General features: G+C 51.6%; 25 protein-coding genes. 15 read left to right on the forward strand and 10 right to left on the reverse strand.

The window, feature by feature from the left end:
* Positions 1 to 15: 15 nt before the first annotated feature.
* The gene (locus tag HJG54_RS21665; RefSeq protein WP_316431353.1) at positions 16 to 1,182 is read left to right on the forward strand and encodes an FIST signal transduction protein; all 1,167 of its coding nucleotides are present in this window, start codon (positions 16 to 18) and stop codon (positions 1,180 to 1,182) included.
* Positions 1,183 to 1,248: 66 nt separating this feature from the next.
* On the forward strand, positions 1,249 to 2,307 hold the full coding sequence (locus tag HJG54_RS21670) for a sensor histidine kinase (RefSeq protein ID WP_316431354.1): 1,059 nt from the start codon (positions 1,249 to 1,251) through the stop codon (positions 2,305 to 2,307).
* A gap of 20 nt (positions 2,308 to 2,327) precedes the next feature.
* Here the strand turns inward: HJG54_RS21670 and HJG54_RS21675 are convergent, their stop codons facing one another.
* Positions 2,328 to 2,840, reverse strand: coding sequence for a GNAT family N-acetyltransferase (locus tag HJG54_RS21675; RefSeq protein ID WP_316431355.1), 513 nt, complete (start codon positions 2,838 to 2,840; stop codon positions 2,328 to 2,330).
* Positions 2,841 to 3,013: 173 nt separating this feature from the next.
* On the opposite strand from HJG54_RS21675, the gene HJG54_RS21680 reads away from it, so the two are divergent.
* Together HJG54_RS21680 and HJG54_RS21685 are read left to right on the forward strand one after the other, a co-directional pair.
* Positions 3,014 to 4,366, forward strand: coding sequence for a TIGR03279 family radical SAM protein (locus HJG54_RS21680; protein WP_316431356.1), 1,353 nt, complete (start codon positions 3,014 to 3,016; stop codon positions 4,364 to 4,366).
* Positions 4,367 to 4,516: 150 nt separating this feature from the next.
* On the forward strand, positions 4,517 to 6,415 hold the full coding sequence (locus HJG54_RS21685) for a cadherin-like domain-containing protein (protein WP_316431357.1): 1,899 nt from the start codon (positions 4,517 to 4,519) through the stop codon (positions 6,413 to 6,415).
* An 87-nt stretch (positions 6,416 to 6,502) separates the two neighbouring features.
* On the opposite strand, the gene HJG54_RS21690 is transcribed toward HJG54_RS21685, so the two are convergent.
* Positions 6,503 to 7,186 carry a DUF2834 domain-containing protein gene (locus HJG54_RS21690; RefSeq protein WP_316431358.1) on the reverse strand — a complete coding sequence of 228 codons (684 nt, stop codon included), beginning with the start codon at positions 7,184 to 7,186 and terminating at the stop codon, positions 6,503 to 6,505.
* Positions 7,187 to 7,310: 124 nt separating this feature from the next.
* Between HJG54_RS21690 and cutA the strand changes: the two genes are divergently transcribed.
* On the forward strand, positions 7,311 to 7,649 hold the full coding sequence (cutA, locus tag HJG54_RS21695) for a divalent-cation tolerance protein CutA (protein ID WP_316431359.1): 339 nt from the start codon (positions 7,311 to 7,313) through the stop codon (positions 7,647 to 7,649).
* Between the two features lie 844 nt (positions 7,650 to 8,493).
* Here the strand turns inward: cutA and HJG54_RS21700 are convergent.
* The 6 genes from HJG54_RS21700 to HJG54_RS21725 all read right to left on the reverse strand — a co-directional run bounded on the left by HJG54_RS21700 (position 8,494) and on the right by HJG54_RS21725 (position 12,164).
* A complete protein-coding gene (locus HJG54_RS21700; protein ID WP_316431360.1) occupies positions 8,494 to 8,718 on the reverse strand; it encodes a type II toxin-antitoxin system HicA family toxin in 225 nt (74 codons plus the stop codon).
* Between the two features lie 3 nt (positions 8,719 to 8,721).
* Positions 8,722 to 8,931, reverse strand: a complete 210-nt coding sequence (locus tag HJG54_RS21705) for a type II toxin-antitoxin system HicB family antitoxin (protein WP_316431361.1) — start codon at positions 8,929 to 8,931, stop codon at positions 8,722 to 8,724.
* Positions 8,932 to 9,040: 109 nt separating this feature from the next.
* Positions 9,041 to 9,391, reverse strand: a complete 351-nt coding sequence (locus HJG54_RS21710; RefSeq protein ID WP_316431362.1) for a hypothetical protein — start codon at positions 9,389 to 9,391, stop codon at positions 9,041 to 9,043.
* A complete protein-coding gene (locus HJG54_RS21715; RefSeq protein ID WP_316431363.1) occupies positions 9,298 to 9,594 on the reverse strand; it encodes a hypothetical protein in 297 nt (98 codons plus the stop codon). The genes HJG54_RS21710 and HJG54_RS21715 overlap by 94 nt, the downstream gene beginning before the upstream one ends.
* A 283-nt stretch (positions 9,595 to 9,877) precedes the next feature.
* Positions 9,878 to 11,404, reverse strand: a complete 1,527-nt coding sequence (crtD, locus tag HJG54_RS21720) for a C-3',4' desaturase CrtD (protein ID WP_316431364.1) — start codon at positions 11,402 to 11,404, stop codon at positions 9,878 to 9,880.
* Between the two features lie 67 nt (positions 11,405 to 11,471).
* Entirely contained in the window at positions 11,472 to 12,164 is a 693-nt protein-coding gene (locus tag HJG54_RS21725) for a hypothetical protein (protein ID WP_316431365.1), read from the reverse strand.
* 341 nt (positions 12,165 to 12,505) lie between these two features.
* On the opposite strand from HJG54_RS21725, the gene HJG54_RS21730 reads away from it, so the two are divergent.
* Together HJG54_RS21730 and HJG54_RS21735 are read left to right on the forward strand one after the other, a co-directional pair.
* On the forward strand, positions 12,506 to 12,745 hold the full coding sequence (locus tag HJG54_RS21730) for a 2TM domain-containing protein (protein ID WP_316431366.1): 240 nt from the start codon (positions 12,506 to 12,508) through the stop codon (positions 12,743 to 12,745).
* A 43-nt stretch (positions 12,746 to 12,788) separates the two neighbouring features.
* Positions 12,789 to 13,085 carry a DUF3181 family protein gene (locus HJG54_RS21735; protein WP_316431367.1) on the forward strand — a complete coding sequence of 99 codons (297 nt, stop codon included), beginning with the start codon at positions 12,789 to 12,791 and terminating at the stop codon, positions 13,083 to 13,085.
* Here the strand turns inward: HJG54_RS21735 and wecB are convergent.
* On the reverse strand, positions 13,070 to 14,185 hold the full coding sequence (wecB, locus tag HJG54_RS21740; RefSeq protein ID WP_316431368.1) for a non-hydrolyzing UDP-N-acetylglucosamine 2-epimerase: 1,116 nt from the start codon (positions 14,183 to 14,185) through the stop codon (positions 13,070 to 13,072). The genes HJG54_RS21735 and wecB overlap by 16 nt on opposite strands.
* A 187-nt stretch (positions 14,186 to 14,372) precedes the next feature.
* A complete protein-coding gene (locus HJG54_RS21745; protein ID WP_316431369.1) occupies positions 14,373 to 14,951 on the reverse strand; it encodes an adenylate kinase in 579 nt (192 codons plus the stop codon).
* 61 nt (positions 14,952 to 15,012) lie between these two features.
* Between HJG54_RS21745 and aspS the strand changes: the two genes are divergently transcribed.
* The 8 genes from aspS (at position 15,013) to HJG54_RS21785 (ending at position 26,600) form a co-directional block, all read left to right on the forward strand.
* The gene (gene aspS / locus HJG54_RS21750) at positions 15,013 to 16,809 is read left to right on the forward strand and encodes an aspartate--tRNA ligase (protein WP_316431370.1); all 1,797 of its coding nucleotides are present in this window, start codon (positions 15,013 to 15,015) and stop codon (positions 16,807 to 16,809) included.
* A 48-nt stretch (positions 16,810 to 16,857) separates the two neighbouring features.
* Positions 16,858 to 17,082 (forward strand): hypothetical protein, encoded by a 225-nt coding sequence (locus tag HJG54_RS21755; RefSeq protein ID WP_316431371.1) that lies wholly within the window; start codon positions 16,858 to 16,860, stop codon positions 17,080 to 17,082.
* Between the two features lie 31 nt (positions 17,083 to 17,113).
* Positions 17,114 to 17,506 carry a Uma2 family endonuclease gene (locus HJG54_RS21760; protein ID WP_316431372.1) on the forward strand — a complete coding sequence of 131 codons (393 nt, stop codon included), beginning with the start codon at positions 17,114 to 17,116 and terminating at the stop codon, positions 17,504 to 17,506.
* A 39-nt stretch (positions 17,507 to 17,545) separates the two neighbouring features.
* Positions 17,546 to 18,004, forward strand: a complete 459-nt coding sequence (locus HJG54_RS21765; protein WP_316431373.1) for a DUF29 domain-containing protein — start codon at positions 17,546 to 17,548, stop codon at positions 18,002 to 18,004.
* A gap of 67 nt (positions 18,005 to 18,071) precedes the next feature.
* Positions 18,072 to 18,530 carry a DUF29 domain-containing protein gene (locus HJG54_RS21770; protein WP_316431374.1) on the forward strand — a complete coding sequence of 153 codons (459 nt, stop codon included), beginning with the start codon at positions 18,072 to 18,074 and terminating at the stop codon, positions 18,528 to 18,530.
* Positions 18,531 to 18,631: 101 nt separating this feature from the next.
* Positions 18,632 to 19,258 (forward strand): Holliday junction branch migration protein RuvA, encoded by a 627-nt coding sequence (gene ruvA, locus HJG54_RS21775; protein ID WP_316431375.1) that lies wholly within the window; start codon positions 18,632 to 18,634, stop codon positions 19,256 to 19,258.
* A 223-nt stretch (positions 19,259 to 19,481) separates the two neighbouring features.
* Positions 19,482 to 20,630: an AI-2E family transporter gene (locus HJG54_RS21780; protein WP_316431376.1), complete on the forward strand. Its 1,149-nt coding sequence runs from the start codon at positions 19,482 to 19,484 to the stop codon at positions 20,628 to 20,630.
* 126 nt (positions 20,631 to 20,756) lie between these two features.
* Positions 20,757 to 26,600: a trifunctional serine/threonine-protein kinase/ATP-binding protein/sensor histidine kinase gene (locus HJG54_RS21785; RefSeq protein WP_316431377.1), complete on the forward strand. Its 5,844-nt coding sequence runs from the start codon at positions 20,757 to 20,759 to the stop codon at positions 26,598 to 26,600.
* Positions 26,601 to 26,663: the final 63 nt, after the last annotated feature.

Raw genomic sequence — 26,663 nt, forward strand, 5'->3', positions numbered from 1 at the left:
TGTAACGGAGGCAGTATGTTTCAGGTTGTTGTAGGCCACAGTGAAGATCCGGATTCCCAGGCGGCAGTTGAAGAAGTTTTACTACAATGTCGGCAAAAGCTGGCTGGCATCTCGCCTCAAGCTGGGATCTTGTTTGCGGCGATTGACTTTGACCATGCCGTGATTCTGCGCCAGATCCAGGCCAGCTTTCCAGACCTAGAGCTGATTGGCTGCACCACCGATGGAGAAATGTCCTCCACGTTAGGCTTCCAGCAGGACTCGCTGACGCTGATGCTGTTCTGCTCCGATACGGTCGAAATTCACGCTGGAGTGGGCTATGGCCTGCGGGAAAATCCGGGCACGGCAGCGCAACAGGCCGTAGCACAAGCAACCCAGAAAAGTAGCGCAACGGCTCAACTCTGCCTGGCCTTACCGGCTAGCTATCTGACCGACGGCACCACTACCAGCGGTGGGGCGATTTTAGAAGCGCTCAAGCTGGTCTTGGGCAACCAGGTGCCGATTGTCGGCGGGGCAGCTGGCGATCAGTTTCGCTTTCAGACTACCTACCAGTTCTTTGGCAGCGAGGTATTGACGAATGCTCTGCCGGTATTGATTTTCTCCGGTTCCATTTTGTTTTCCTACGGAGTCGCCTGCGGCTGGCAGCCAATTGGCCGCAAAAGCCAGATTACCCGAGCCGAGAAGACGGTCCTCTACGAAATCGACGGCAAACCAGCGCTGGAGTTCTATCACCGCTATCTAGGCAATCGCCCGCCCACGGCTGAAAACCCACTAGCCGTGTATGAAGATGACAGCGATCGGTATTATATGCGGGTTCCCAACACCTATGATGTTGAGACCGGCAGCATCAACTTTTTGGGAGACATTCCCGACCAGGCTACCGTTTGTGTCACCGAAGCCAGCCGCGATCAGATCGTTGCCGCCGCCGAAAGCAGTCTCACAATGGCGCTAGAGTGCTATCCCGGTACTCAACCTGCTGCCGCTCTGTTGTTCTCGTGCTGTTGCCGGCGCTGGCTGTTGGGGACCCGTGTGAACGAAGAATATCAGCTTGCTCGCAAACGATTGCCCAGCAATTTGCCGATCTGTGGGTTTTACACCTACGGAGAGTTTGCGCCCTTAGAACCCCAGGGCGTCACCTACTACCACCAAGAGACATTTGTGGCGCTGCTGTTGGGTGTGCAGTAGGAACAGGGAGGACTAGGGCGCTAGGGCGAAAGTATGTAGAAGCGAGAAAAGGCTGGATAGAAACGGATGCATCTGACGGATGACGAGGATCAACTCAGGCAGTTAGAAAAAACGGTGCGAATTCTGCAAAAAAAGCTGGAGCGCTCAGAAGCAGACCGACGGCAGCTAGAGCAGGCCAGCGAGTTGAGAGAACTGCTGCTCAAAGCGGTGATCCGCGAGCGCGAAGAGTCCCAACTGGCCCTAGAACAGCGGAGCCACGAACTGGAAACTGCCCTGGAAAACCTGAAGACACTGCAATTGAAGCTGGTTGAATCTGAAAAGATGTCGGCTTTGGGTGTGCTGGTAGCTGGCATCGCCCATGAAATCAACAATCCCGTCAGTTTTATCTATGGCAATATCGGGTTTGCAGAAGCTTATTTTCGTGATTTGCTGGAATTATTGCAGCTATATCAGCAGCAGTATCCTTATCCGACAGCGGTGATCCAAGCAAGACAGAATGCAATTGATTTCAATTTTGTTACCGCTGATTTGAATAAACTGTTGTCGTCGATGCGAATTGGCGCAGAACGTATCTATGAAATTGTGCGCTCCCTGCGGATATTCTCTCGTCTAGATGAATCTGAATACAAAGCTGTAAATATCCATGAAGGCATTGATAGCACGCTTGTAATTCTGAATAATCGCCTCAAGCCTAATGCAGCCTGTCCTACTGGAATTCAAGTTATTTGCGAATACGGAGAACTGCCTTTCGTGCAATGTTTTCCTGGTTTATTGAATCAAGTATTCATGAACATTTTGGTTAACGCTATCGATGCATTAGAGGAAAACAGCAGTAATTGTCAATCCCAACCTCGGATTCGCATCCAAACGACTCAAGTAGGCGACAAGATTACTATCCGTATTACTGATAACGGTCCTGGCATTAGTGAAGCGTTGCGCTCTAAGCTATTTGATCCGTTTTTCACCACCAAAGAAATTGGTAAAGGCACCGGATTAGGCTTAGCAATTTCTCGACAAATTATTGTTGAGAAGCATCATGGCAGCCTGGAAGTCGAGTCAACGCCAGGGCAGGGAGCAACCTTTGTGATTACGCTACCGATTAACAATCAGGCAGACTCAGGTTAGCTGCTACAGGTTAGCAGCTTCTATTCCTGAAGCCGCTTTTCGTACACCACCTCATAAGGTTGATACCCAGCTTTGCGATAAAACTTAGCTGCCGGTTCATTGCTAGCTAGCAATCCCACCCTCACAATGCTCAGGTTCAGCTCTAGGCAATGCCGTTCTGCTGTCTGCATTAACGCTGCACCGATTCCGTGCATTCGCATCTCAGGCATCACATACAGATCAGAAATGTAGCCATATTCTCGCTCGGATTCAATCACATGTAAATCTCCGGCATCCAGCTTTTCTACAAAACAAACAACAAAGCCAAGAATGCCGCTTGAGCATTCTGCAACTGGAGATTCTGCCACATAAATCTGCCCCCGCTGTTCCCGAACTAAGGTTTCCAGATAGGCGAAGTGGGCATCGGCCATTTCAGCTCCTGAGGTTCGATTCGAGTGTAATTTTCGTTCTGTCTCTTGCAGCGCGACCATTAGCCCGACGAGAACCGAGCGATCTTCGAGCTTGGCAAGACGAATTGTGAAATTAGCTGGCATCAGTAACCGCTCATCTAGTAACGCAAAAACTAAAATCAAATATAGGACAAACTCACTAGGCGCTTTTATTAAGCTAGAGCACCTAGAGCACTTTCTAGCAACCATTGCTCTGTATCTGAAACTGCTGTACCAAAGCCAGCTTTTACCCATCCACCCCTTCCCCCAGTCCAGTTATGAGTGAAGCCTCCATTCGTCCCGCCTTAATTACCCATGTTTTGCCCGATTCGATTGCCGCCGAAGTTGGGTTTGAAGCGGGGGATCGTCTAGTCGCGATCAACGGGCAGCGGCCACGGGACTTGATTGACTACCAGTTTCTCTGTGCCGATGAGGTGTTGGAACTAGAGGTATTGGATGCCAAAGGCAAAACCCACACCGTTGAAATTGAAAAGGACTACGATGACGATCTGGGGCTAGAGTTTGAAAGCGCCCTCTTCGATGGGTTGATCCAATGCAACAATCGCTGTCCCTTTTGCTTTATCGACCAGCAGCCGCCTGGTAAGCGACAGAGCCTTTACCTCAAAGATGACGACTATCGCCTTAGCTTTCTCTACAGCAGCTATTTGACCCTGACCAATTTGACTGACCGCGAGTGGGAGCGGATCGCTCAGATGCGGCTGTCGCCCCTATATGTTTCTGTGCATGCTACCGAACCAGAGGTACGCATCCGACTGCTGAAAAATCCACGGGCCGGACTGATTTTGGATCAATTGCGCTGGTTTCAGAGCCAGCGGCTGCAAATTCATGCCCAAGTGGTGTTGTGTCCGGGAATTAACGATGGTCCGCATCTGGAGCAAACCCTGCTGGACTTGGCCCGCTTCCATTCAGGGGATATACCGACGGTGGCTTCGGTGGCGGTGGTGCCGGTAGGGCTGACGCGGTTTCGTCCGCCGGAGGATGAGTTGGTGTCCGTAACGCTAGAAAAAGCCCGCGAGGTGATCGCGCAGGTGCAGGCACTACAAGCTAAGTTTCACCGCCAGTTTGGTACCAACTTTGCCTGGTTAGCGGATGAGTGGTTTCTGATTGCCCAGCAACCGCTGCCGCCTGCTGCCCACTACGAGGACTATCCTCAGATCGGCAATGGAGTTGGCTCGATCCATCAGTTTCTCAGTCAGTTTCATGCTGCTGCTGCCCAACTCCCAGCCCACGTTGATCAGCCCCGCCGCCTGATATGGGTAGTGGGAAATGCGGTAGAGTATGCATTTCAGCCTTTAGTAGAGCGATTAAACCAAGTAGAGGGCTTGACGGTGCAGATGGCAGCACTGCGCAGTCTCTATTGGGGACAACAAATCACCGTAACAGGACTGTTGACAGGTGAAGATTTGTTACAGGGGCTACAACCCCTAGATCTAGGGGATGGGATCCTGCTTCCTACCTTGATGTTGAAGCATGACCAAGCTTGTTTCCTAGATGACATGACGGTGGAGCAAGTGCAGGAACGGCTGAAAACCCGGATTTGGCTGGTCCACAGTGTAGAAGAGCTGCTAGCAATCTGTGTGTCTCCTCAAGAAAAATTGTTAAGGAAGTAAATTTCCATAGACGTTACTTACGATTTGTAGGCCAAGTTGAAGATTGTGTGAGCGGAGGATTAAAGTTCCGCAATTTTTGTGATGTGGGATTACCTTAGGTAGGACTACTATCTTGAGAGTGAAATTTCATAGTGGGGCAACCTTTTCTTCATGACTAGCTTGAAACGCAACGCTAGACAGATTCAGTTTACCGGTGATCCTACTGATATTACAGGCAGACTTGGTAAAAAGAAGGACGTTTTCTACCGATTTAGACTGGCTCGCAGTAGCGATATTTCCTTGACTTTAGATGGCTTTGCAGCCAAGGCGAATGTCGATCTGTTCCTACTAAATCGAAAAAACCGCGTTCTGCGCAAATCCACCAAACCTGGAAATGCGGCTGAATCTATTAGCACTGCCCTGAAGCCTGGCGAATATTTGATTCGAGTCCAGAATAAGCGCAGCAAGACGAAAACCAGCTTTCAGCTCCAAATTGCCACAACGACGCCTCTATCCGCTCCTACGCCGTCACCCTCTACTACACCATCACCAACTGGAGAGGTCAAATCACTGACGGTTCAACGTGGGCAAACGCTTCCGCTCAAGTTCAGTCCCTTGGCCGGTGCTAACCGTTCCGGCTCGGAGCAGCGCTATGTGATTACTCAATCACCCCGCAACGGCTTCCTCCAACTCGATGGCAAACCCCTCGCGGTTGGGCAAAGCTTCAATCAGGCCGATCTCGACCAGGGACGTGTCACCTATCGCAGTGCTAGAGCAGGCGTGACCGTAATCGGCAATGGCACTAAACCGCTAGTCTCTGGCTCCAACATGGTTTGGCAAGGACCAGGTGGCAGTGATGGAGGTGCTGATAACGAAATTTTCTTTTCTGACGGTATAACTACCAAGCAGTTAACCCAAAATGCGGTCGATGACAAAGTGCTGGGCATTAGCGGCAACCGTGTGGTTTGGGCCAGCCAAGTTGGAGCAGCCGACTCAAAAGGAGCCACCTACGAGCTGTTTGAGTCCAATGGCACCACAACTAACCGCCTCACCAATAACGCTGTCAACGAAGAATTTGTTGGGGTTGATGGTGAGCATCTGTTCTGGATCAGTCCAATTGGCCCCTTGAATCAGTACGGCTATCCTACCCATGAAGTGTTCTATGCCAAGAATGGAGCGGTTCGCCAGTTGACAAATAACCGTGTTGATGAGACGGTAAGCGACTTTGAAGCAGGCACAGCCGTATGGGAGGCAGCGCTTGGTCCGGTGAATGCCGGTCGAGCCACGAGTGAAGTCTTCTATTTCAACGGCAATGATGTACAGCAAATCACCAATAACAATGTGGATGACCTCGCTCCACGCCTAGACAATGGCAGAATCGCTTGGTCCTCTAGAGTTGGCGTTTCGGAAGTGGGGGCACCCAGCACTGAGGTGATGCTATTTGATGGCACATCAACCCAGCGGATCACCTTCAACAACACCGATGACTTTGTCAGCGATATGAAGGGGAATCAGCTCGTTTGGTTGAGCCGCAGTGGTCCGTTCAACGGTATGGGTTTAAGAACCTTTGAGCTTTTCCGATTTGATGGAGCTACTACCCAACGGTTGACTACCAATGCCACCGATGAATCGCTGGTCGATATCAGTGGTTCAAATCTGCTGTGGATGGGGGGTGGCCCTGCCGACGCCTCTGGCCGGGGGACAATTGAATTGTTCTTGTTTAATGGCAGCCAAACGCTGCAAATCACCCGCAACCAAGTGGACGATGTGCCAGTCGGTTTGTTTGGTTCTAAGGTCGTTTGGAGTAGCAGAACTGGCCCGAGCGGCCCCCAAGGCGCTCCGGCTCGCAAACTCTTCTACTTTGATGGCACTAGCGCCAAGCCGCTTACCAGCGATGCCCGCAATGATGACACCCCCAGTTTCTCAGAAACCACAATTGCCTGGGCGTCTAGCGACGGAGCGACCTCGCAGATTGTCCGCTATGACTTGGGCGATGAGTTTAGCTTCAAAGCAACCGATCGCCGCAACCAAGCCGGGGCGGATCAGGTCGTCAAAATCAACTTTGTCTAGGGAATCCTACTGAGCTGCGGCAATCATTGACGGGCCTAACTTAGCCAGCCCAACAAGCTTAACAACAAGCTTAACAAGGAGTTTGGTTCAGCCGTTGCCGATCAGAGTAGACTTCTGAACCGACGTCGCCTCTGCGGAATCAGCTTCGATGGGTGGACGCACCGCCAAATAGATCGAGGCTCCCAGCAACGGCACCAAACTGACAGCCCAAAACCAGCGGGAATCCGTGATTCCTCGTCTAGCCAGATCGTCGCCCAGCAAACTGGGAACCAAGAGGCAGAGCAAACAAAAGTCCAAACTCATGACGTGAATAAAGCGATCGGTGCGCCACTGCTGCACAAACTCTGCCCAGTCGCCAGCGATTAGCCCATAGGCCAGCAACCCCACCGTTCCAATCGCCAAAACTAGGCCCGTCCAGCGGGAATCCAGCAGCTTCAGCCACAGGTTCTTTTCTCCAGTAAAGCGAGGATTGGGCTGGCGTAAAGCCAGATAGGGCAATAGCGCGAAGGCTCCCACACCAAACGAACCCACCGCAAACGGCCAAGCCGGAATTTTCTGCCCCCGTCCATCAAAGAACAGCAACCCGCTGTAGATCAAGGGCCAGACGCCCATAATGTTGAACAAGGCGATGATCAATGGATTAATGCCCTGCCATTGCCCGGTCGCCAGTCGTTGAATCAAATCAAATGTGTCGGGCTGATTCGGCGGAGCCAGAAAAAAGGCATAGACAATCAATCCTAACCACAGTCCACCAAACAACAGTTTTCGCATAGGTTCCGCTTCGATATTCGACCAGTTCATTTTGGCAAGTTCATTTTGGATTGTACGATTCAGATCGGCAACGATCTATCTGGCTTAGAGTAGAAGTAGTGCCACATCGATGAGATTAGGTCCGATGGAGCAGAAAGCACAATTTGCACAATTTGGCATTGTTTTCGTCACTGCCGCTTCCCAAGCCGAAGCCGAAACCTTGGCTGATGCCCTAGTGGAGGCAAAACTAGCCGCTTGTGTCAGCGTTCTGCCGATTCGTTCGGTATACACCTGGAAAGGGGAAGTGTGCCGCGAGCAAGAATGGCAGCTCCTGATCAAAACCGATTTGAATCGCTTTGCCGATCTAGAAGCCAAAATTCGCGCCATTCACTCCTATGAAACGCCCGAAATTATCGCTATTCCTCTTGTGGCTGGCTCACAGCCTTACCTAGAGTGGATGGCGGCCCAGGTGCAAGGGGCATAGCGGCTCGCGTTTAGTTTGCTTTAACCGCACCATCGACAGATTTGCCCAATTCTCGGTAAACTAGTGGTAGCACGGATGTGTTTAATTCAAAAATTTTGGCCAAAGCTTTGAGTTAAATGAATGTGACTAGTCAACGCTGTGCTTTTGTGTAGTCAATTGTTGAGTTAAGTAGAATCTAATTTTTATGCTGTCGCTGTTCACGTATGGTCTGACATACGGGGTCGCTGAGGCTCAGTCAGATACAAAGGAACTAGGTCTGAAGCTAACTTCTTTCCGGTCTTTTGATCCATCTACCGACGCTGCTGATTTGGCTAGCGATCGTCCCTCAGAAAGTCCCCGCAACTTCTTTCGGCGTCTCTTCCGCCGCTGGGGTGAGGGAGGTTAATTTATCTCGCTCTGCTCTCGCTTTGCGAAGTTTTTCGGCCACCGCAGGCGGATTGCGATGGCCGGGCTTCGCGCATCCTTTCACCCTAGGCTAACCAGTTTGTCAAACTCCCATGCGAAAAACGTGGGTTACTGAGAAGAATTAGGGAGGCATTGAGGAGTATCAACTTCGGAGTTATGGATCGCCTGTTGTGTGTTAATTTTCGTTCTGATTGATCTGTTGATATATTACTCGCATCAAGTATTGGGCCGTCATTTCTCGAAAGTCATTGTCATTCATGAGGCGCATAAAAGGAATGCCCTCATCTTGTAGTTCAGGAGTTTCATGAGGACCATCAGTTATTGGCAATGCCAATGCAAATTTGATTGGCATAACCGTTCACGTAATTGGAATATCACCCAACCACTCAACCCCAGAATCCTTAGATTCTGTATAAGCCAAATATCCACCCATTTCGCTTCACCGTGCTTCTAGTAACTCTTCAATCGTTAACTCAATATCACTGGCAATCTGCCGTAACAATCGGGGTGAAATATCACGTCCCTTATGGAAAGGAACGGTCGTTGCTCGACCATCTGCATGGCGAAACTGCTTGTGTGATCCCCGCTGACGCACCTCCACAAATCCAAGATTTTCTAAAATTCTGACAACTTCCTGCAGTTTCAGAACTGGAATATTACTCATGATCTAGCCGACTACAATTTGTTGTGTTCCAACAAACTCCGTCTCGAATATAACGGGTTCCTCTTCTAGCAACATCTCAATTACTTCGCGCAGATTTTCTTTTAGCTCATCCAGCGTTTCACCCTGAGAATGCGCCCCAGGAAATCCGGGAACATATCCTACATAAAGATTCGTGTCTAAATCTCGCTCAATAATGGCGGTAAAAGATTGCATAGTGTTCCTTCCTCTTCAATATCCTTCAACATCCTTTAATTGTGCTGGTTGTGCTTTCACTGAGTCAGTTACTCCCTCCAGTACAATTTATTTGTCCCCCTTACCCTGACTAAACGATTGTCCCCAGCATTTTCACTATATCCGCCTCTAGCTGCTTGATGTCGTCCTCAATCTCCTCCAGCGGGCGCGGCGGCTGATAGACGTAAAAATGGCGGTTTAACGGAATCTCATAGCCGACCTTCGTTTTGCTGTGGTCGATCCAGGCATCGGGGACATGGGGCAAAACCTCTGCTTTCAGATAGTTTTCGCAGTGGTCGCGCACCAGATCGAGAAGCTGATCCAGCCCCGTCTGCTTGTCATCGTATCCTAGCGGTAGGGGCAGCGCGATATCGTCAACGGCACAATCTCGGTATCCCGCAGATCCGGGTCGGGTTCCGGGTTGCCGCCACTGTCTAAGCAAACCTCAGCCGTCAGGTCACGATCGCTGAACGCCGCCAGAACTGCTTTCTTCACCAGGGCGCTCAACTTAACACCCGCTCCTTTCAATGCTGCATCCAGCACCTTGAGAAACTGAGGACGGGACTTGTATAGCGTCTCCCCATCCATTTGCTGAAGGGCAGCAACGATCGCCTCTTGCTGCTGTTTCCCCACCTCCAGTTCCATCTGGATCGCCTTGTCATCCTTGCGCTTTTTGCTCGTCGCCAGATTAATAAACGCTGACTGTTCCCAGAGGCGAGCGATCCGCTCCTGGCTTGCCTGAAAGTTCAGCCGTCTGGTTGACTGACAAATCTTATGGCTATGGCGGTTCTAGTAGGTGAGGCTTTAGCCGCCAGCATCCAGAGTTGTGTCAGTCAATCAGGTAATGTATCTCAAAACTGGACGAGAGTGAGAGAGGCAAAAATCAACCTGTGTATACGCAATGATGACGCAGAATGGTACGGATAGGTTATGACTCTGCCTCGATTTGACGAACGACTGTGAGAGCCGAATAGCTAACGCCAGCCGTTCCTTCTCCTGGATGGGTCGAGTCGCCTACAAGCCACAGGTGATTGATCGGGGTGCGGTTAGCAAACCCAAACGGACCGAAGGTGGAAATGCGTTGACCGATACCGCCAACAATGCCCTGATCGCGTCCGGTATAGTGGGCGAATGTGCGCGGAGTCGCGGCTTCTACATGCACAATTGTGTCGGGGGTGAGGTGGAAAAATTGGCCTAGACGCTGAATCGCTGTGTCGGTATAGTGCTGCTTTAGCGATTGGTAGGAGTCCGATGCTGCTTCACCGTTCCACCAAATGGTTGGATGGGTAAACGAAGAGGCAATCACCGTGGCATATCCCTCTGGTGCCCGTCCATCGCCGGGATGACTGACCGAAACAAATAGGGAATTATTTTCGCCAATCGGACCATCATAGTCGTAGAGGAACTGTAAGTGCGGCGGACAGTTGGCCGGAATCGCGTCCTGCTTGACGCCCAGATAGATCACAAAGGCTCCGGAAGCCGTAGGCAGCTTGTCTACTCGCCGGCGATATCCCGTTGGTACAGCATCACCCAGCAATTGCACCAAGTTTTGCACCGTAACATTCGCAATGACGTGATCTGCCGGTTCAACCCAAACGTCGCCTGTTTTTTGATTGCAAATCTCGATTGCTGTGACCCGATTATTCTCAGTCAGAATTCGCTGAACCGTATGCCGCATTAATAGCTTGCCGCCATCGCGTTCTAGTGCTTGCACCAAACAATCACTCAACGCCTGCATACTGCCCTGCAAATGATAGAGTCCCTGTGGCTCCTGGGAAACGCCTAGTGCCGTTGCGGCATAGAGCAGCGCGGTTTCATCGGCATCGACTTGGGAATAGAGCTTGAGCTGTAGGTCCAAAAAAGTCTTGAGGCGACGATCGGTTAACCCATAGGCCCGCAGCATTTGCCCTACAGTGGTGAAGGTATGGGGTAGGGTGAGAAGCGTATCGGGGCGCACCGCCTGCACCAGTTGAGCTAAATCCCAAAGATCGCGCGGCGGCAACACCGGATCACGCGACTGAAAGGCCCAGCTATAGCGAAACAGATCGGCCAGCAACTGCCAAAACGGTTCGCTACCCGGAAACTGACGCTGACGCTCGGCCTGCCATTGCTGCGGATCACGCCAAACCTGAATGGGCGCGGTTTCGTGGGGGAGATACACGGCACAGGCCGGATCGCATGGCGTTGCAGCGGGTGGCTCGATGCCTAGCTCCGAAAAGATGCGGTGATGAATGCCGCCCGGTTCCAGTCCGGCCACCTGAGTTGCACCCACATCGAAGGTGAATCCCTTGCGCTTGAATGTAGACGCACAACCCCCAGGGACGATCGCCTGATCCAATACCAGAACCGAGTAACCGCGATGGGCCAGCAGTGCCGCTGCTGTCAGTCCACCAATTCCGGCCCCAATCACCACTATCCGCTGAGCTTTTGCTTGCCGTATTCCACCAGAGCGCATCGTCTATATCTTTACATTTCTTTACTTTCTATCATACAAGCGTCCTGTCCAATCAGGCGGCATGACTTCAACCGGTTGACTCAGTTTTGATTCCAATGGCCTGTCCAGTTGGGCAAAGGTCCAGCACGGCACAGCGATGGCAAGCCGGACGGCGGTAAAAGCAGCACTTTTGCCCATGCAGCATGAAGACCTCGTGGTGGTCGTACACCTGCTGCGCCGTCCAGGATTCAGGCAGCTGGGCTTCCAGAACCGCATGGGCGGCTGCCACATCAACCTTGGCCGGAATCAAGCCCAACCGCACCGCGACCCGATGGTGGTGACTATCTACTACTAATGCCCGACGGCGTAGCCGACTAAAGCACAGCACGGCAGCACTGGTTTTGGGGCCTACTCCCGGCAGGGATTCCAACCAAGCTCTGGCCTCCGGAACCGGCATCTCACCCAGAAAATCCAGCGACCAATCTGGGCAGCGTTCGCTGACAAGCCGCAGCACCTGCTGAATCCGAGGAGCCTTTTGTTCGGGCCAAGTGCTAGCTGAAATGGCCGCTTCGATTGCGGCGGTAGGAGCGTCGCGGACCGCTTCCCAGGTAGGAAATTGCTGGATGAGCTGCTGAAACGCTCGATGCGAGTCAGCATTTTTCGTCCGGTGAGACAGCAAAGCTGAGACTAACTCACTCAGCGGATCGTGATTGCTGAAGTAGGGAATCGGACAACCAGAGACCCCACAAAGACGCTGATGCACTAATAGCAGCTTTGGCACAGAATGATGGAATTGGTCAGATGGGAATGAGGACAAGATAGGGCTAGGTTAAAACAATCCTATTGATTTTAGTCACCTCTTGAATCAGGTTTCCTCTATCCCCGGAAGCGATTGGCTAAGAAGCACCCATCCACCGTTCGGCTGAGCCGCTCACGGCGAAGCCCATCCACTCATCACAAAGAACGAACCCCTGACAAACCCTTACAATAGAAAAAGCAGAAGGCAGGAATTCGATCGTAATCTCCTTCTCAATGGAGATGAATTCATTGATTTCTATGGGTTCCAATGATATTATTCCTCGCCCAACTGCTTTAACGTTAACTGAATGATTTGCACAGCCTATGCCTCCGCGTTGGTCTCGAATTCCGACTCGTCAAGATCCCGATTATCGTAAGTTAGATGACCGCATGAACTTTGCCGTTCACGTTGCTGTCTTTGCTGCCATTAATTCTGGTGCCTGGTTTGTTCGTACTTTACAGCATCAAGACTGGAGTTGGACCGTTTGGTTGACCGGCATCTGGCTAACGGCATTGGTGGTTCACGCAATCTACATCTTTGCTATAGCAGATTACTCGAAGTGAAGGTAAGGCTGGATCATCATTCAAACTGAACTAGAGGGTCATCATGTCAAGTGAAGCAATTGAAAAACTAGCTGCCTCGATTGGTGAGAACGTCTATATTGATGTGGCCAAATGGCACCTGTATCTTAGCGATGCCCACCTCCACACTACGCTAGCCGAGCAGTTCTATCCGATGCTGCAAAAGGGCAGCGTTTCGGAGAGTGAGGTCAACACTGTGCTGAAAGGCATCAAGGTGAAGCTGGGCGGTGGCAAAGTCGAGCTACCGTTGTCCGATCTGCTGCCGATGCAGTCTCAGGTGCATTTGATGGATGCCCTAGAAGAATTTCAGCGCGATATGTAGGCTTTCACCGCTTCAGCAATTCGTTCGGAGGCATGCCCGTCGCCAAAGGGGTTGATCGCATTGGCCATTTCCTGATAGGCCGCAGGCTGGCTTAAGAGGCGTCCGGCTGCTTCCGCAATGGCTGTAGAGCGAGTTCCCACGAGTTTGGCGGTTCCAGCCATCACGGCTTCGGGTCGCTCGGTGGTTTCGCGCAGCACCAACACAGGTTTTCCTAGGCTAGGAGCCTCTTCCTGCAAACCGCCGGAATCGGTGAGCAGCAGATACGAGCGCTGAATCGCTCCCACCAACTCAGAATAATCGAGCGGTTCAGTTAAAAATACCCGCGGATGATTCCCCAAAATTGCCTGTAATGGTTCCCGCACGGTTGGGTTACGGTGTAGCGGCAGTAACAGAGCTGTATCCGGGAATTTATCCAGAACTTGCAGAAAGCCTTCAGCAATCTCGCGTAGCGGTTCGCCCCAATTTTCGCGGCGGTGTACCGTAGACAGAATCACGCGATACTGGTTCCAATCGAGTCCAGGCACCGGACAGTCAGGATGCCGGGCCGCAACATTGAGGAGAGCGTCAATTACCGTGTTGCCGGTGTGATAAATTTTGCCCACCACGCCCGACCGCTCCAGATTCTCGACCGAACGGGGCGTAGGTGCAAAGTGGAGCTGAGTGATCTGGGAAATCAGCCGCCGATTCGCTTCTTCGGGATAGGGATTATAGATATTGTCGGTGCGCAGCCCTGCTTCGACATGACCCACTGGGATTTGCTGGTAAAAGGCAGCTAGAGCGGCAGCGAAGGCGGTGGTGGTATCCCCCTGCACTAAGACGATCTGCGGCTGAAGCTGCTGAAACAGTTCCTCTAATCCGCGCAAGCTGCGGCAGGTAATGTCGGTCAAAGTCTGACCATGCTGCATGATCGCCAGATCGTGATTTGCTTGTAGATCAAACAAATCCATCACCTGCGCTACCATTTCCCGATGCTGTCCGGTCAGCACCACCTGCGTCTCAAAGGCCGGATCGTGCTGAAAGGTTTGAATCACCGGAGCCAGTTTGATTGCTTCCGGACGGGTGCCAAGGATAATGCAGACGCGCAGGGGTGAGATGGTCATGATAAAACCGGATGAAATCGTGCAATAGCTTAGCAAATTTCAGGTTGGATTGGAGTCTATGATTTTTTTGGGTTCGTTTGTGGCGTCGCTTACCTGTTGACGCGCGGGTGGGCAGTGACGAAGCGAAACAAGAAGCGAAATAATCGGATTGACACAGCCTTCTGCCTCTTGGATGGTGCTGATTTAGTTAAGCTGATGTACTGTCTTCTGAGCGAGTCTGGCTCTCAATCAATTGCAGAAATTGCGAAATTTGTTTCGTTGATTTGATGTGGTAAACCTGTTTGGTACTGCGGGACTGCTCGACATACTCGCGATATTTTGGGGTCAACCGTTTATGGCACAACCAGAGCGCACGGTAGCTGCTGATCGAACTCTTTAGGATTGGACTGTTTTCGGGCCAACCTTCAGGGGATTTAAGGTAGCCCGTCAGCAATCGCTTAGTCACCCACCAGAAATGCACAGACAGCGGTAAATCCACATACACCAAGCTATCGGCTTGATTGAGACGCGGCCAGAGGGTATCGATAGAGCCAAACCCGTCAATGATCCATTGCTCAGTCGCCAAAATGTCCTGATGAATGCGCCTGTAGTCTTCATCGGAAACCTCAGTGCCTCCTGGTTGGAATTTAATCTTGTCCAAAATGTAAAGTGGCAACCCCGTGATTTCTGATAATTGCCTGCTGAGGGTGGATTTGCCGCCGCCAGCATTGCCAAATACAGCTACTTTTTGCATTGTGAACTTTTTCTGATCAGGAGTTGCGCTCATACTGGATAATGGAAGGGTTTTCACTCAATTTCCCACGTTGTAGCCTTTTCAATTTACTGCCATGCGAACCCATTATTGCGGTCAACTTCGGGCCGAACAGGTTGGACAAACGGTGACTCTCTTCGGTTGGGTCGATCGTCGCCGCGATCATGGGGGCGTGATTTTCATCGACTTGCGCGACCGGACTGGGATCGCCCAGATTGTCAGCGACCCAGAACGTACACCGGCGTCCTATGACACTGCCGATGCTCTGCGCAACGAGTATGTGGTCAAAGTGGTAGGACGGGTGACGAAGCGGCCACCAGAGTCGCTCAATCCTCGCATCCCCACGGGCGAAGTCGAAATCTATGCCGATCAGATCGAGCTGCTGAATGCGGTGCGCAAGCAGTTGCCGTTTCAGGTTTCCACTGCCGAGCCAGAGCCGGTGCGAGAAGAGCTGCGCCTCAAGTATCGCTACCTCGATTTGCGGCGGGAACGCATGAGCCAGAATCTGCAGTTGCGGCATCAGGTGGTCAAAGCAATCCGGCGCTACCTGGAAGACGAGCAGGGCTTCATTGAAGTGGAAACCCCGATGCTGACCCGCTCTACGCCCGAAGGGGCGCGTGACTTCCTGGTGCCCAGCCGCGTCAATCCGGGAGACTTTTTTGCCCTGCCGCAATCGCCCCAGTTGTTCAAGCAACTGCTGATGGTGTCCGGCTTTGACCGCTATTACCAAATTGCCCGCTGCTTCCGCGATGAAGACCTGCGGGCCGACCGTCAGCCAGAATTCACCCAGCTCGACATGGAAATGAGCTTCATGACGCAAGACGAAATCATCGAGCTGAACGAGGGCCTAGTTTGCCACATTTTTAAGCAGGTCAAAGGCATCGAGCTGCCCCGTCCCTTTCCGCGTCTCACCTACGCCGACGCCATGGATCGTTACGGTTCTGACAAACCCGATACCCGCTATGGCTTGGAACTGGTGGATGTCTCCGATCTGGTCAAAGATTCCGGCTTCAAGGTATTTTCGGGCGCGGTGGCCAGCGGCGGTATTGTGAAAGTCTTACCGATCCCCGGCGGTAACGAAGCGATCTCGAATGTGCGGATCAAACCCGGCGGCGATTTGTTCAACGAAGCCACCGCAATGGGAGCCAAAGGCTTGGCCTATATCCGCGTGCGCGACAACGGCGAGATTGATACCATCGGCGCAATTAAAGACAACCTCTCGGACGAGCAGAAACAGGAATTGCTCAGCCGCACGGGTGCAGAGGCCGGTCATCTACTGCTGTTTGGGGCCGGTGATGCGCCTACCGTCAACAAAACCTTGGATCGGCTGCGGCAGGTCGTGGCCCGCGAACTCAACCTGATCGATCCCAGCAAAATCAACTTACTCTGGATCGTCGAGTTTCCCATGTTCGAGTGGAACCCGGATGAAAAGCGGCTGGAAGCCCTGCACCATCCCTTCACTGCCCCAATGCCAGAGGACCAGCATGACCTGAAAACGGCCCGTGCTCAAGCCTATGACCTGGTGTTTAACGGGTTTGAAGTGGGCGGCGGCAGTCGGCGAATTTATCAACCGGAGGTGCAGCAGCAGGTGTTTGAAACCATCGGGCTGTCCAGCGCGGAAGCCTACGACAAATTTGGCTTTTTGCTAGAAGCGTTTGAGTACGGCACCCCTCCCCACGGCGGCATTGCCTATGGCTTGGATCGCTTGGTGATGCTGTTGGCCGGTGAAGAATCGATCCGCGATACGATTGCCTTCCCCAAAACCCAACAGGCCCGCTGTCTGCTCACCAACGCACCTTCGCCAGTGGATGTCAAGCAGCTCAAGGAACTGCACATCAACTCAACCCACAAACCCAAATCCTCAGCGTCCTAAACGCTCTGCTCATCCCACCTCTCTCCATTGCCCCTTCTCCATTAACCCATGTACGCCCTGATCTCCCGCGAGCGCATCCAGCTTCCACCCGGAACCGTCGTCCGGATGCCGGGAACTTGGCAGGATTACCGTGCCTTGTGCGACAGTCGCGGCGATGGTTCGATTCCTCGCATCAAGTACCGCAATGGAGAAATTCTGCTGAGAGCGCCACTGCCTAAGCATGGTCGAGAAGCAAATATCGTAGCTGATGTGGTTACAGCCATCCTTGACTAGCAAAACCGCAACTACGAAGCCTTCGATCACCATGGAACTGTCGGAAGCAGGCGGCATCGAGCCGGATTACTGTTTCTATATCGACAATTGGCAAGCTGCCGTAGGCCATGACCACTTGCAGTGGGGCCGTGATCCGGCACCGGATTTGGTAATCGAAATCGACGTCACCACCTACACCGACGCCAACGATTACGCTGCCTACAACGTACCCGAAGTATGGCTGCTGCAAAAAAATCGCCATCTCGCCATCTATGGTCTAGAAGTAAACGCCTACCAACCGCAAACCACCAGCCGTTATTTCCCAGAGTTCGATCTACCCGCTCTAGTTGCTGAGTGCCTGACTGCCGCTAGTGAACAAGGCACCGGAGCAGCCATTCGACAACTGCGACAACGCTTAGCGACCAATTTAGACACAGTAGAGTAGAACTGAGGAAAGGCCAGTTCAGGAATTGGAGGGAATGCGATGGCAACTGCAACCCAATCTCACCAGCCCAACCTATACGAAACCGATTACCTGCAATGGATCGAGACCACGTTAGAAAAGCTGCGCCAGCAAGACTATGCCGCCATCGACTGGGACAATCTAATCGAAGAAATTGCAGACATGGGGCGCAGTGAACGACAAGCGTTTGAGAGTAATTTAATTGTTCTGCTGCTGCACCTACTCAAATGGCAATATCAGCCTTCGATGCGCAGCGGTAGCTGGAAAAGCAGCATTGTCGAGCATCGCAGACGGATTCGCAGGGCTATCCAAGATTCTCCGAGCCTTAAACCCTATTTGGAAAAAGTTTTTTCAGAATGCTATGCAGACGCGGTGGAGCAAGCCAGCGCCGAAACCGGACTGCCAATTGCTTCCTTTCCTAGTGAATCCCCTCATACTCCAGCGCAGGTACTAGATGCCAACTTCTTTCCAGAAGCCTAATTTTGTCAGCTCAGTTACCGTAGGGTAGAACTAAGACGAGGGTCACATCAGGAGTCGGAGAAACGCAATGGCCATTGAAATCCAATCGCACCAGCCCAGCCTATACGAAACCGATTACCTGCAATGGATTGAAATCACGGTCGAAAAGCTGCGCCAGCAAGACTATGCTGCCATCGACTGGGACAATCTAATCGAAGAAATTGCAGACATGGGGCGCAGTGAACGAAAAAGCCTGAAGAGTAACGTAACAATTGTTTTGCTACATCTGCTCAAATGGCAGTATCAGCCCCAATTTCGCAGTGGAAGCTGGAAGGGCAGTATTGTCGAGCATCGCCAGTGGATTCGAGATGACCTGGCTAGTTCTCCCAGCCTCAAGCCCTATCTACACGAAATTTTTTCCCAGTGCTACATCGATGCCACAGAACAAGCCAGTGCCGAAACCGGACTGCCAATTGCTTCCTTTCCTAGCGAATCTCCCTATACCCTAGCGCAAGTTCTCGATGCGGCCTTTTTTCCAGAAGGCTAACCTGAGTTAAACACCCGCTATCCTCTCATCGCTCCGATTCATCCCAAGCACGCCTATACTGGTACCTTGACCTCTGCTGTTATGCTCCATGACTGTGCTCCATGATTAGCTACCTCAAGGGCGTGATTGCCAGCATTCATAAAGTCGCTAGTGGCCGCGTAATTCTGACCCTCGATGTGAATCAAATTGGTTACGATTTGCAAATTACGCCGCGCCTGCTGCAAACCTTACCCGGCATCGGTGAGACTGTGCAAATTTTTACCCACCAGCAAGTCCGCGATGACCAAGTGGTGCTGTTTGGGTTTGGCTCCCTGGCTGAACGAGATCTGTTCCGGCAATTGACCGGCGTCAGCGGTGTCGGTCCCCAAATTGCAATGGCGCTGCTCGACGGTATGGGTCTCCCCGATCTGGTGCAAGCTATTGTCTCTGGCAACACCCGCCTCTTGGCCCGCACTCCCGGCATTGGAGCCAAAACCGCCGAACGCATCGCCCTAGAGCTAAAAAACAAGCTAGCCGAATGGCGGCTACAATCGGGCCTCAGCACAACTCCCGACGCTGGCCCTGCCGGTACGGTGCAGGAAGATGTAGAAATGACCCTGATTGCCCTCGGCTATACCAACAGCGAAATCATGCAAGCCCTGCGAGCAGTGGGGCAAAAAACAGCCCTCTCCAAAACCAACGACGCCGAAGCCTGGATTCGGGAAGCCATCGCTTGGCTAAGCCAATGAGTTAAGTTTTGAGTTTTGAGTTTTGAGTTTTGAGTTTTGAGTTTTGGCTTCCGGTGAGTCAGCCGAACCGAGTTTTGAGTTGATGAACCCCTCGGTTTGGTCTCTCTAGCTGCTAAATCTTGACGCTGCCACCAAAACTTAAAACTCAAAACTTAAAACTCAAAACTTACTATTAGAATAAGCCTGTCGGCCTGCTGTCTGTTAGGAGTCGGGAGTCAACGTAGTGAATCTTGGTCAATGGCTCAGTTTTCTTTGCCTGGTTATTGTGCTGGTGTTTTTGTGGCAGATTCGTCAGGTGCTGCTGCTAGTCTTCACAGCAGTGGTGTTGGCAATCGCCCTGAATGCGGTGGCTCGACAACTGCAAAAACTAGGGATGTCGCGAGGCAGGGCAGTCTTACTGACTGTGAGCTTATCGCTTCTGCTGGCTTTTCTGATTTTCTACTTGATTGTGCCGCCGTTTGTGGATCAGCTCTTGGAACTGGGAGCACTCGTACCAGTTGGCTTCTTGCGGGTGGTGTCCTGGGTAGAAACGTTGCTAAACAATCGCCCGGACTGGTTGACGGATGTGGAATTACCCAGTCCTTCTCGCCTGATCGATGAGATTCAACCATTTTTGCGCGATGTTTTGCCTAACTTTTTCGCTATTTTCTCTGGATCGCTGGCTGTTCTGTTACAGGGGCTATTGCTCATCGTCTTTACCTTGATGTTACTGGCTAATCCATTAGCGTATCGTTATGCTGTTGTGCAGCTTTTTCCAGCCTTTTACCGTGAACGGATCGATACCGTGCTGGGCAAATGCGAAGTGGCTTTAGGAAGCTGGTTAGGCGGGGCCTTGATTAGCTCTACCGTCGTGGCTCTCCTGTCAGCGATTGGACTATGGGCACTGCAAATTGAATTCGTGCTGGCTCAGGCGCTGTTGGCCGGGTTGCTCAATTTTATTCCCAATATTGGTCCGACGCTGAGCATGGTGTTTCCGCTTACAGTAGCGGCTCTAGATGCGCCCTGGAAAGTGCTGGCTGTATTGATTCTCTATATCGTGATTCAAAATCTAGAAGCCTACCTGATCACGCCAACGATTATGGCAAACCAGGTTTCGCTGCTGCCCGCCATGACGCTAGCCGCCCAGTTGGTGTTTGCCCGCTTTTTTGGCTTTCTAGGACTCCTGCTGGCCCTACCGCTGGCCGTAATTGCCAAAACCTTTATTCAAGAAATTCTGGTCAAAGATATTCTGGATCAGTGGCGCAGTCCCAATCACCGCAATCATCGCGATGATTACCCGACCAATCAGCAGGCTAAACTCCACAGCGCCAAATCGACAGCTGAAGTCGAAAATCCGTTCAAACTGCCGCCAGATGACTTGTTTCATGACTGACAGGACATAGATCGATGCCCAGCAGATGCCCAGTAGGTGTCCAGTAGGTGCCAAGGCCGATGAAACCGCTGAATTCTTGGGAATGTTAGAAGTGGTTTTAGCAAACTGGAATTGTTGCCTGCTGCCATGTTACCGACCAGTGCATGTCCCAATCTATCACCTGGCCCGTCACCTGACCTTGTCGGCTACTCCATCGTTGAGCAACTCTATGTCGGGACTCGAACCGTCGTGTATCGAGCCGTGCAGCAGTCCAGTCAGCGCCCAGTGATTATTAAACTGCTGCACCCCGATTATCCTAGCTTCAACGACTTATTGCAGTTTCGCAATCAATACACCATTACCAAAAATTTGGATATTCCTGGCATTGTGCGCCCCTACAGCCTGGAACCCTACCGCAACAGCTACGCGCTGGTAATGGAAGATTTCGGCGGTGTTTCTCTCAGAGATTATGCTCAGGCCCAGAGCCTTTCATGGCCGCAAGTCCTGCATATCGCTCTCCAGCTCAGCCAGATTTTACATCACCTACATAGTCACCGGGTTATTCACAAAGACATCAAACCCGCTAATATTCTGTTTCATCCAGAGACCCAAGAGATCAGACTGATCGACTTTAGTATTGCCTCTCTCTTACCCAAAGAGACCCAGGAGATCAAAAATCCGCAGCGGCTGGAAGGAACACTGGCCTACTTAGCTCCTGAGCAAACCGGACGCATGAATCGCGGCGTTGATTACCGGGCTGATTTCTATGCGTTGGGAGTGACGCTGTACGAACTACTGACCGCAGAGTTGCCTTTTCAGACGGATGATCCATTGGAGTTGGTGCATTGCCACATAGCAAAAGTACCCAACCTTATCCATCAAATGAATTCCAATGTTCCGCCAATCATTTCTGAAATTGTCGCTAAACTGTTAGCAAAAAATGCAGAAGATCGCTATCAGAGTGCCTTGGGATTGCAGCATGATCTGCAAACTTGTTTGGCCCAATGGCAAGCCAACGGCGCGATTCAGCCCTTTGTGTTGGGTCAGCAAGATCGCAGCGAACGATTTTTGATTCCCGAAGCACTCTACGGGCGCGAGCAAGAAGTGCAAGCCCTGTTGGCCGCCTTTGACCGCGTCAGCCACGGCAGTTCGGAATTACTGCTGGTTGCAGGTTTTTCGGGAATTGGCAAAACGGCAGTCGTGAATGAAGTTCACAAGCCGATCCTGCGCCAGCGGGGCTATTTTGTTAAGGGCAAGTTTGAGCAATTTAATCGCGATATTCCCTTTTCTGCCTTTGTTCAGGCGTTTCGGGATTGGGTGGGGCAGGTGTTGAGTGAAAGTGATGCCCAGTTGCAGAGCTGGCGGACCAAACTGTTGGAGGCTCTGGGCGAGAATGGGCAAGTGATTATTGACGTAGTTCCTGAGCTAGAGCAAATCATCGGTCCCCAGCCTGCTGCACCGGAGTTGTCGGGTAGTGCTGCCCAAAATCGGTTTAATCTGCTATTCCATAAATTTATCCAGATTTTGACCACTGCCGATCACCCATTGGTGATGTTCCTAGACGATTTACAGTGGGCCGATTCAGCCTCGCTTCAGTTGCTCAAACTGTTAATGAATGACAGTAGCTATTTGCTGCTGCTGGGTGCCTACCGAGACAATGAAGTGTCACCAGCTCATCCCTTCATGTTGACGCTGAAGGACCTGAAGCAAGCTGGGGCAATCATCAACACAATTACGCTAGCACCGCTGACAATTCAGGATACCAATCGCTTAGTTGCAGATACACTTCATTGTTCCACAGAGCGTGCCCAACCCTTAACCGAATTGATTGATCGCAAAACCCAGGGTAATCCTTTTTTTACAACCCAGTTTCTCAAGGCGTTATACGAAGAAGGACACCTTACCTTTAATCGCGAGCAACGCTACTGGGAATGCGATATGACCCAGGTAAATGCGCTATCCCTCACCGACGATGTGGTGGAGTTTATGGCGCAGCGCTTGCAGAAATTGGCCCCTGAAACTCAGCAAGTTCTGCAATTAGCGGCTTGCATTGGCAATCAGTTCGATTTGGCAACACTAGCCATTGTCTCAGAGCAGTCGCCAACCCAGATTGTTGCCCTATTGTGGGAAGCATTGCAGGACGGCCTCATGGTGCCAACCAGTCAGCTCTACAAATTTTTTCAGGCGGAAGATTCAGATCTGGCTAACCCCCAGAGTTCGATCAATCCCACCTATCGGTTTTTGCACGACCGCGTTCAGCAGGCAGCCTATTCCCTGATTCCAGAACCGCAAAAACAAATCACCCATCTCAGAATTGGCCGGCGATTGTTGCGTGATACGCCTGAAGCCAAACGAGAGGAGCGGGTATTTGTCATTGTCAATCAGCTCAACATTGGGCGTGACTTGATTGACCAACCCAGTGAACGTACCAACTTAGCTCGATTGAACCTGATAGCAGGTCGAAAAGCGAAGGTCTCTACGGCCTATCATGCGGCGTTCACCTATTTGTCGGTTGGGATTGATTTACTGGCACCGGATCAATGGCAAACCGAGTATCCACTGCTGCTAGCCCTGCATCAGTTAGCAACAGAGGTTGCCTTTCTCAAAACAGAGTTTACCCAGATGGAACGATGGGCAGCAACGGTGCTGCAACAGGCAAAAACACTGCTAGAAACCATCAAAATTCGTGAAATTCAAATCCAGTTCTATCAGGCCAATAACCAATTAGAGCAGGCTGTTTGGCTAGCACTAGAGGTGCTGCAACAATTGGGCGTAACGCTTCCGAAACAACCCGACGACGACGCAATTCAATCGGCTTCAGCAGCGCTCCAGGCACGTTTGGCAGGCCAATCAATCGAGAGCTTGATCGATCTGCCGCAGATGACCAAGCCAGAAATTCTCGCGGCGATGCGTCTGCTCTCCTGCATGAGTTCGTCGGCTTACATCGCGGTTCCCCAACTCTTTCCCCTGATCATTCTCAAAGAAATTGAATTGTCGATTACCTACGGGAATGCGCCAGCCTCTGCTCTGGCCTATGCCGACTATGGCGTTACCCTCTGTGGTGTGGTGGGCGATATTGCCACAGGGTATCAATTCGGTAATTTAGCGCTGCAACTTTTGCAGAAAAGCTCTGATCCAACCTATAAAGCCAGCACCCTGACCGTCGTGAATGGCAGCATTCGCCATTGGCAAGACCCGCTAGCCGCAACCCTGACTCCGTTGATCGAGGCTTATACCAGCGGCTTGGAAACCGGAGATGTGGAATTTGCAGCCTTAGCTGCCCACATGTATTGCTATCACGCCTATCTGGTTGGGCGGGAATTGCCAGATGTAGTCCAGGATTTGCAGACCTACAGCGAGGCGATTGCTCACCTGCAACAAAAAACCATTCTTTACTTTAATCAGATCTACTGGCAGACGGTGCTCAACCTGATGGGACAAGCTGAGGACCCTTGCTGCTTGGTGGGTGACGCTTACGATGAGCACCAGATGCTGCCGCTGCACCTCCAGGGAAATAATCATACCCTGTTGTTCTATTTCTATTTCAACAAAGCCAGCCTGCTGTATCTATTTCAAGATTATGCTCAGGCGGTTGAACAAATAGTCTGCGCTCGCCGGTCTCTGCATGGTGTGACCTCAAGGCCGCTGGTGCCGCTCTTTTATGTCTACGAGTCGCTGATTTTATTGGCCGACTATGCGGAACAATCAGAGATAGACCAACAGCAGCGGTTGGCCCAAGTCGTTGCTAACCAGGAACAAATCCAGCGTCACGCCCAGTACGCTCCGGTCAACTATTTGCACAAGCTACATTTGGTCAAAGCAGAACAGGCCAGAGTTTTGGGTCACAGAGCAGCAGCGATTGACCTCTACGATTGCGCCATTGCTGCTGCTAAAACAAACGGCTACCTGCAAGAAGAAGCGCTAGCCAACGAACTGGCAGCCAAATTCTATCTGGACTGGGGTAAAGTTGGCCTTGCGGCTGACTATATGCAAGCTGCCTACTATGGCTATGCCCGCTGGGGTGCCAAAGCCAAAATTCAAGACCTGGAGCACCGCTATCCCCATCTACTCGCGCCGATTTTGCAGCAGCAGCGCATGCCGCTATCAGCGACTGAAACCATGTTTGCCGCAGAAACGCTGTCTCACCTGACGCTTGCCGGTACTCAATCTGCGTCCTCTGGCGGTATCAGTGATTCCGATAGCCTCGACTTGGCAAGCGTCCTAAAAGCCTCGCAAACCCTCTCTAGCGAAATTGAACTCGATCAACTGCTGACCACCTTGCTGCACACTGCGCTGGAAAACGCTGGAGCTGACAAAGGGGCCTTGATATTGCCACGGGAAGATCAATGGTACGTAGAAGCCGTCGCTAGCCTCAATTATTCAGCCCAAGCGCAATCCATTCTCCTACCGAACAGCCACGAGGTGCCTCAGTCCCTGATCAACAGCGTGAAGCGGAGCCTCAAGCCCGTTGTCGTCATCGATGCAGTTATCCATCCCACCCTGGCAACTGACGCCTATGTCGTGCGGCAGCAGCCCAAAAGTATGCTTTGTACGCCAATTTTGCAGCGGGGCGAACTAGTTGCGATTTTGTATCTAGAGAACCAGGCTACGGTTGGAGCCTTTACCAACAATCGGGTTGAAGTGCTGAATGTCCTCTGTGCCCAAGCTGCCATCTCCCTCGAAAATGCTAGGCTCTATTCTCGGGTCCAAGACAGCCAACGCCAGCTAGCGACCCTGTTGAGCAACCTACCTGGCATGGCCTACTCCTGTGCTAACGATGCCGACTGGACGATGAAATTTGTTAGTGAAGGATGCTTCACTCTCACAGGCTACCGGCCAGATGAACTGATCCACAATCGCTGTATATCTTATGGTACATTGATTTGTTCCGATTATGTAGAACTTGTGAATACAGCGGTGCAGATTGCTTTGGCGCACCGCTGCCCATTCCAGATCACCTACCAGATACGAACTAAGACAGGAGTGAAGAAATGGGTGTGGGAACAGGGATGTGGGGTTTTTGACGCCAATGGCAATTTCTTGAGTATTGAAGGGTTAGTTCTGGATATCAGCGATCGGAAAGCGGCTGAGGCTATCAGCCTACAAAAATCGCAAGCTCTAGAGCAGGCACTTCAGGACTTGCAAAGCACCCAGCTTCAGTTAGTGCAAAACGAAAAGATGGCCTCGCTGGGAAATTTAGTCGCTGGGGTAGCTCATGAGATTAACAATCCGGTTGGCTTCCTCAACGGCAGCATCAACAATGCCAAAGACTATGTACAAGACTTACTTTCCCATCTGCAACTGTATCAGCAGCACTATCCACAAGCTGTAGCCTCCATTCAGGACCATGCTGAACAGATTGACCTGGACTTTTTGGCCGCCGATCTGCCCAAGCTTCTAGATTCCATGCAGGCAGCGATTGATCGGATTAAAACGATCAGCACCAGCCTGCGCACCTTTTCCCGTGCCGATACCGAACACAAAGTCGCAGCTAACTTGCATGAAGGGATCGATAGCGCTTTGCTGATTCTCAAATATCGCCTCAAAGCCAACGAGCAGCGCCCAGCGATTCAGATCATTCAAGATTATGGAGAGTTGCCGCTAATTGAATGCTTTCCTGGTCAACTGAATCAGGTATTTATGAACGTTATAGCAAACGCTATTGACATGTTTGATGAACTGGCGCAACAATCCTCGTTTGCCGAACTAGCAGCCAAACCCCAAACCATCACGATCCAAACCGCTGTGCTGACCAATCAAAATGCGGTAGAAGTGCGGATCCGCGACAACGGGAAAGGCATGACCGAAGCGGTGAAAGCCAGAATTTTTGATCACCTGTTTACGACCAAAAGTGTGGGCCAAGGCACTGGATTGGGGTTGGCGATTGCCCGTCAGATTGTCACCGAAACCCATGCGGGTAGCATCGAAGTTCAGTCAGAGTTGGGACAAGGCAGCGAGTTCTGTATCCGATTGCCGATCTCAGGCAGGTAAGTCAGATCTTGCACCATAATGCTCCATCAGGTGATTGTTGACACTGGGGTTTTGATAGCTTTG

It is taken from the genome of Leptolyngbya sp. NK1-12, from assembly GCF_032598965.1.
Taxonomy (GTDB): Bacteria; Cyanobacteriota; Cyanobacteriia; order Elainellales; family Elainellaceae; genus Elainella.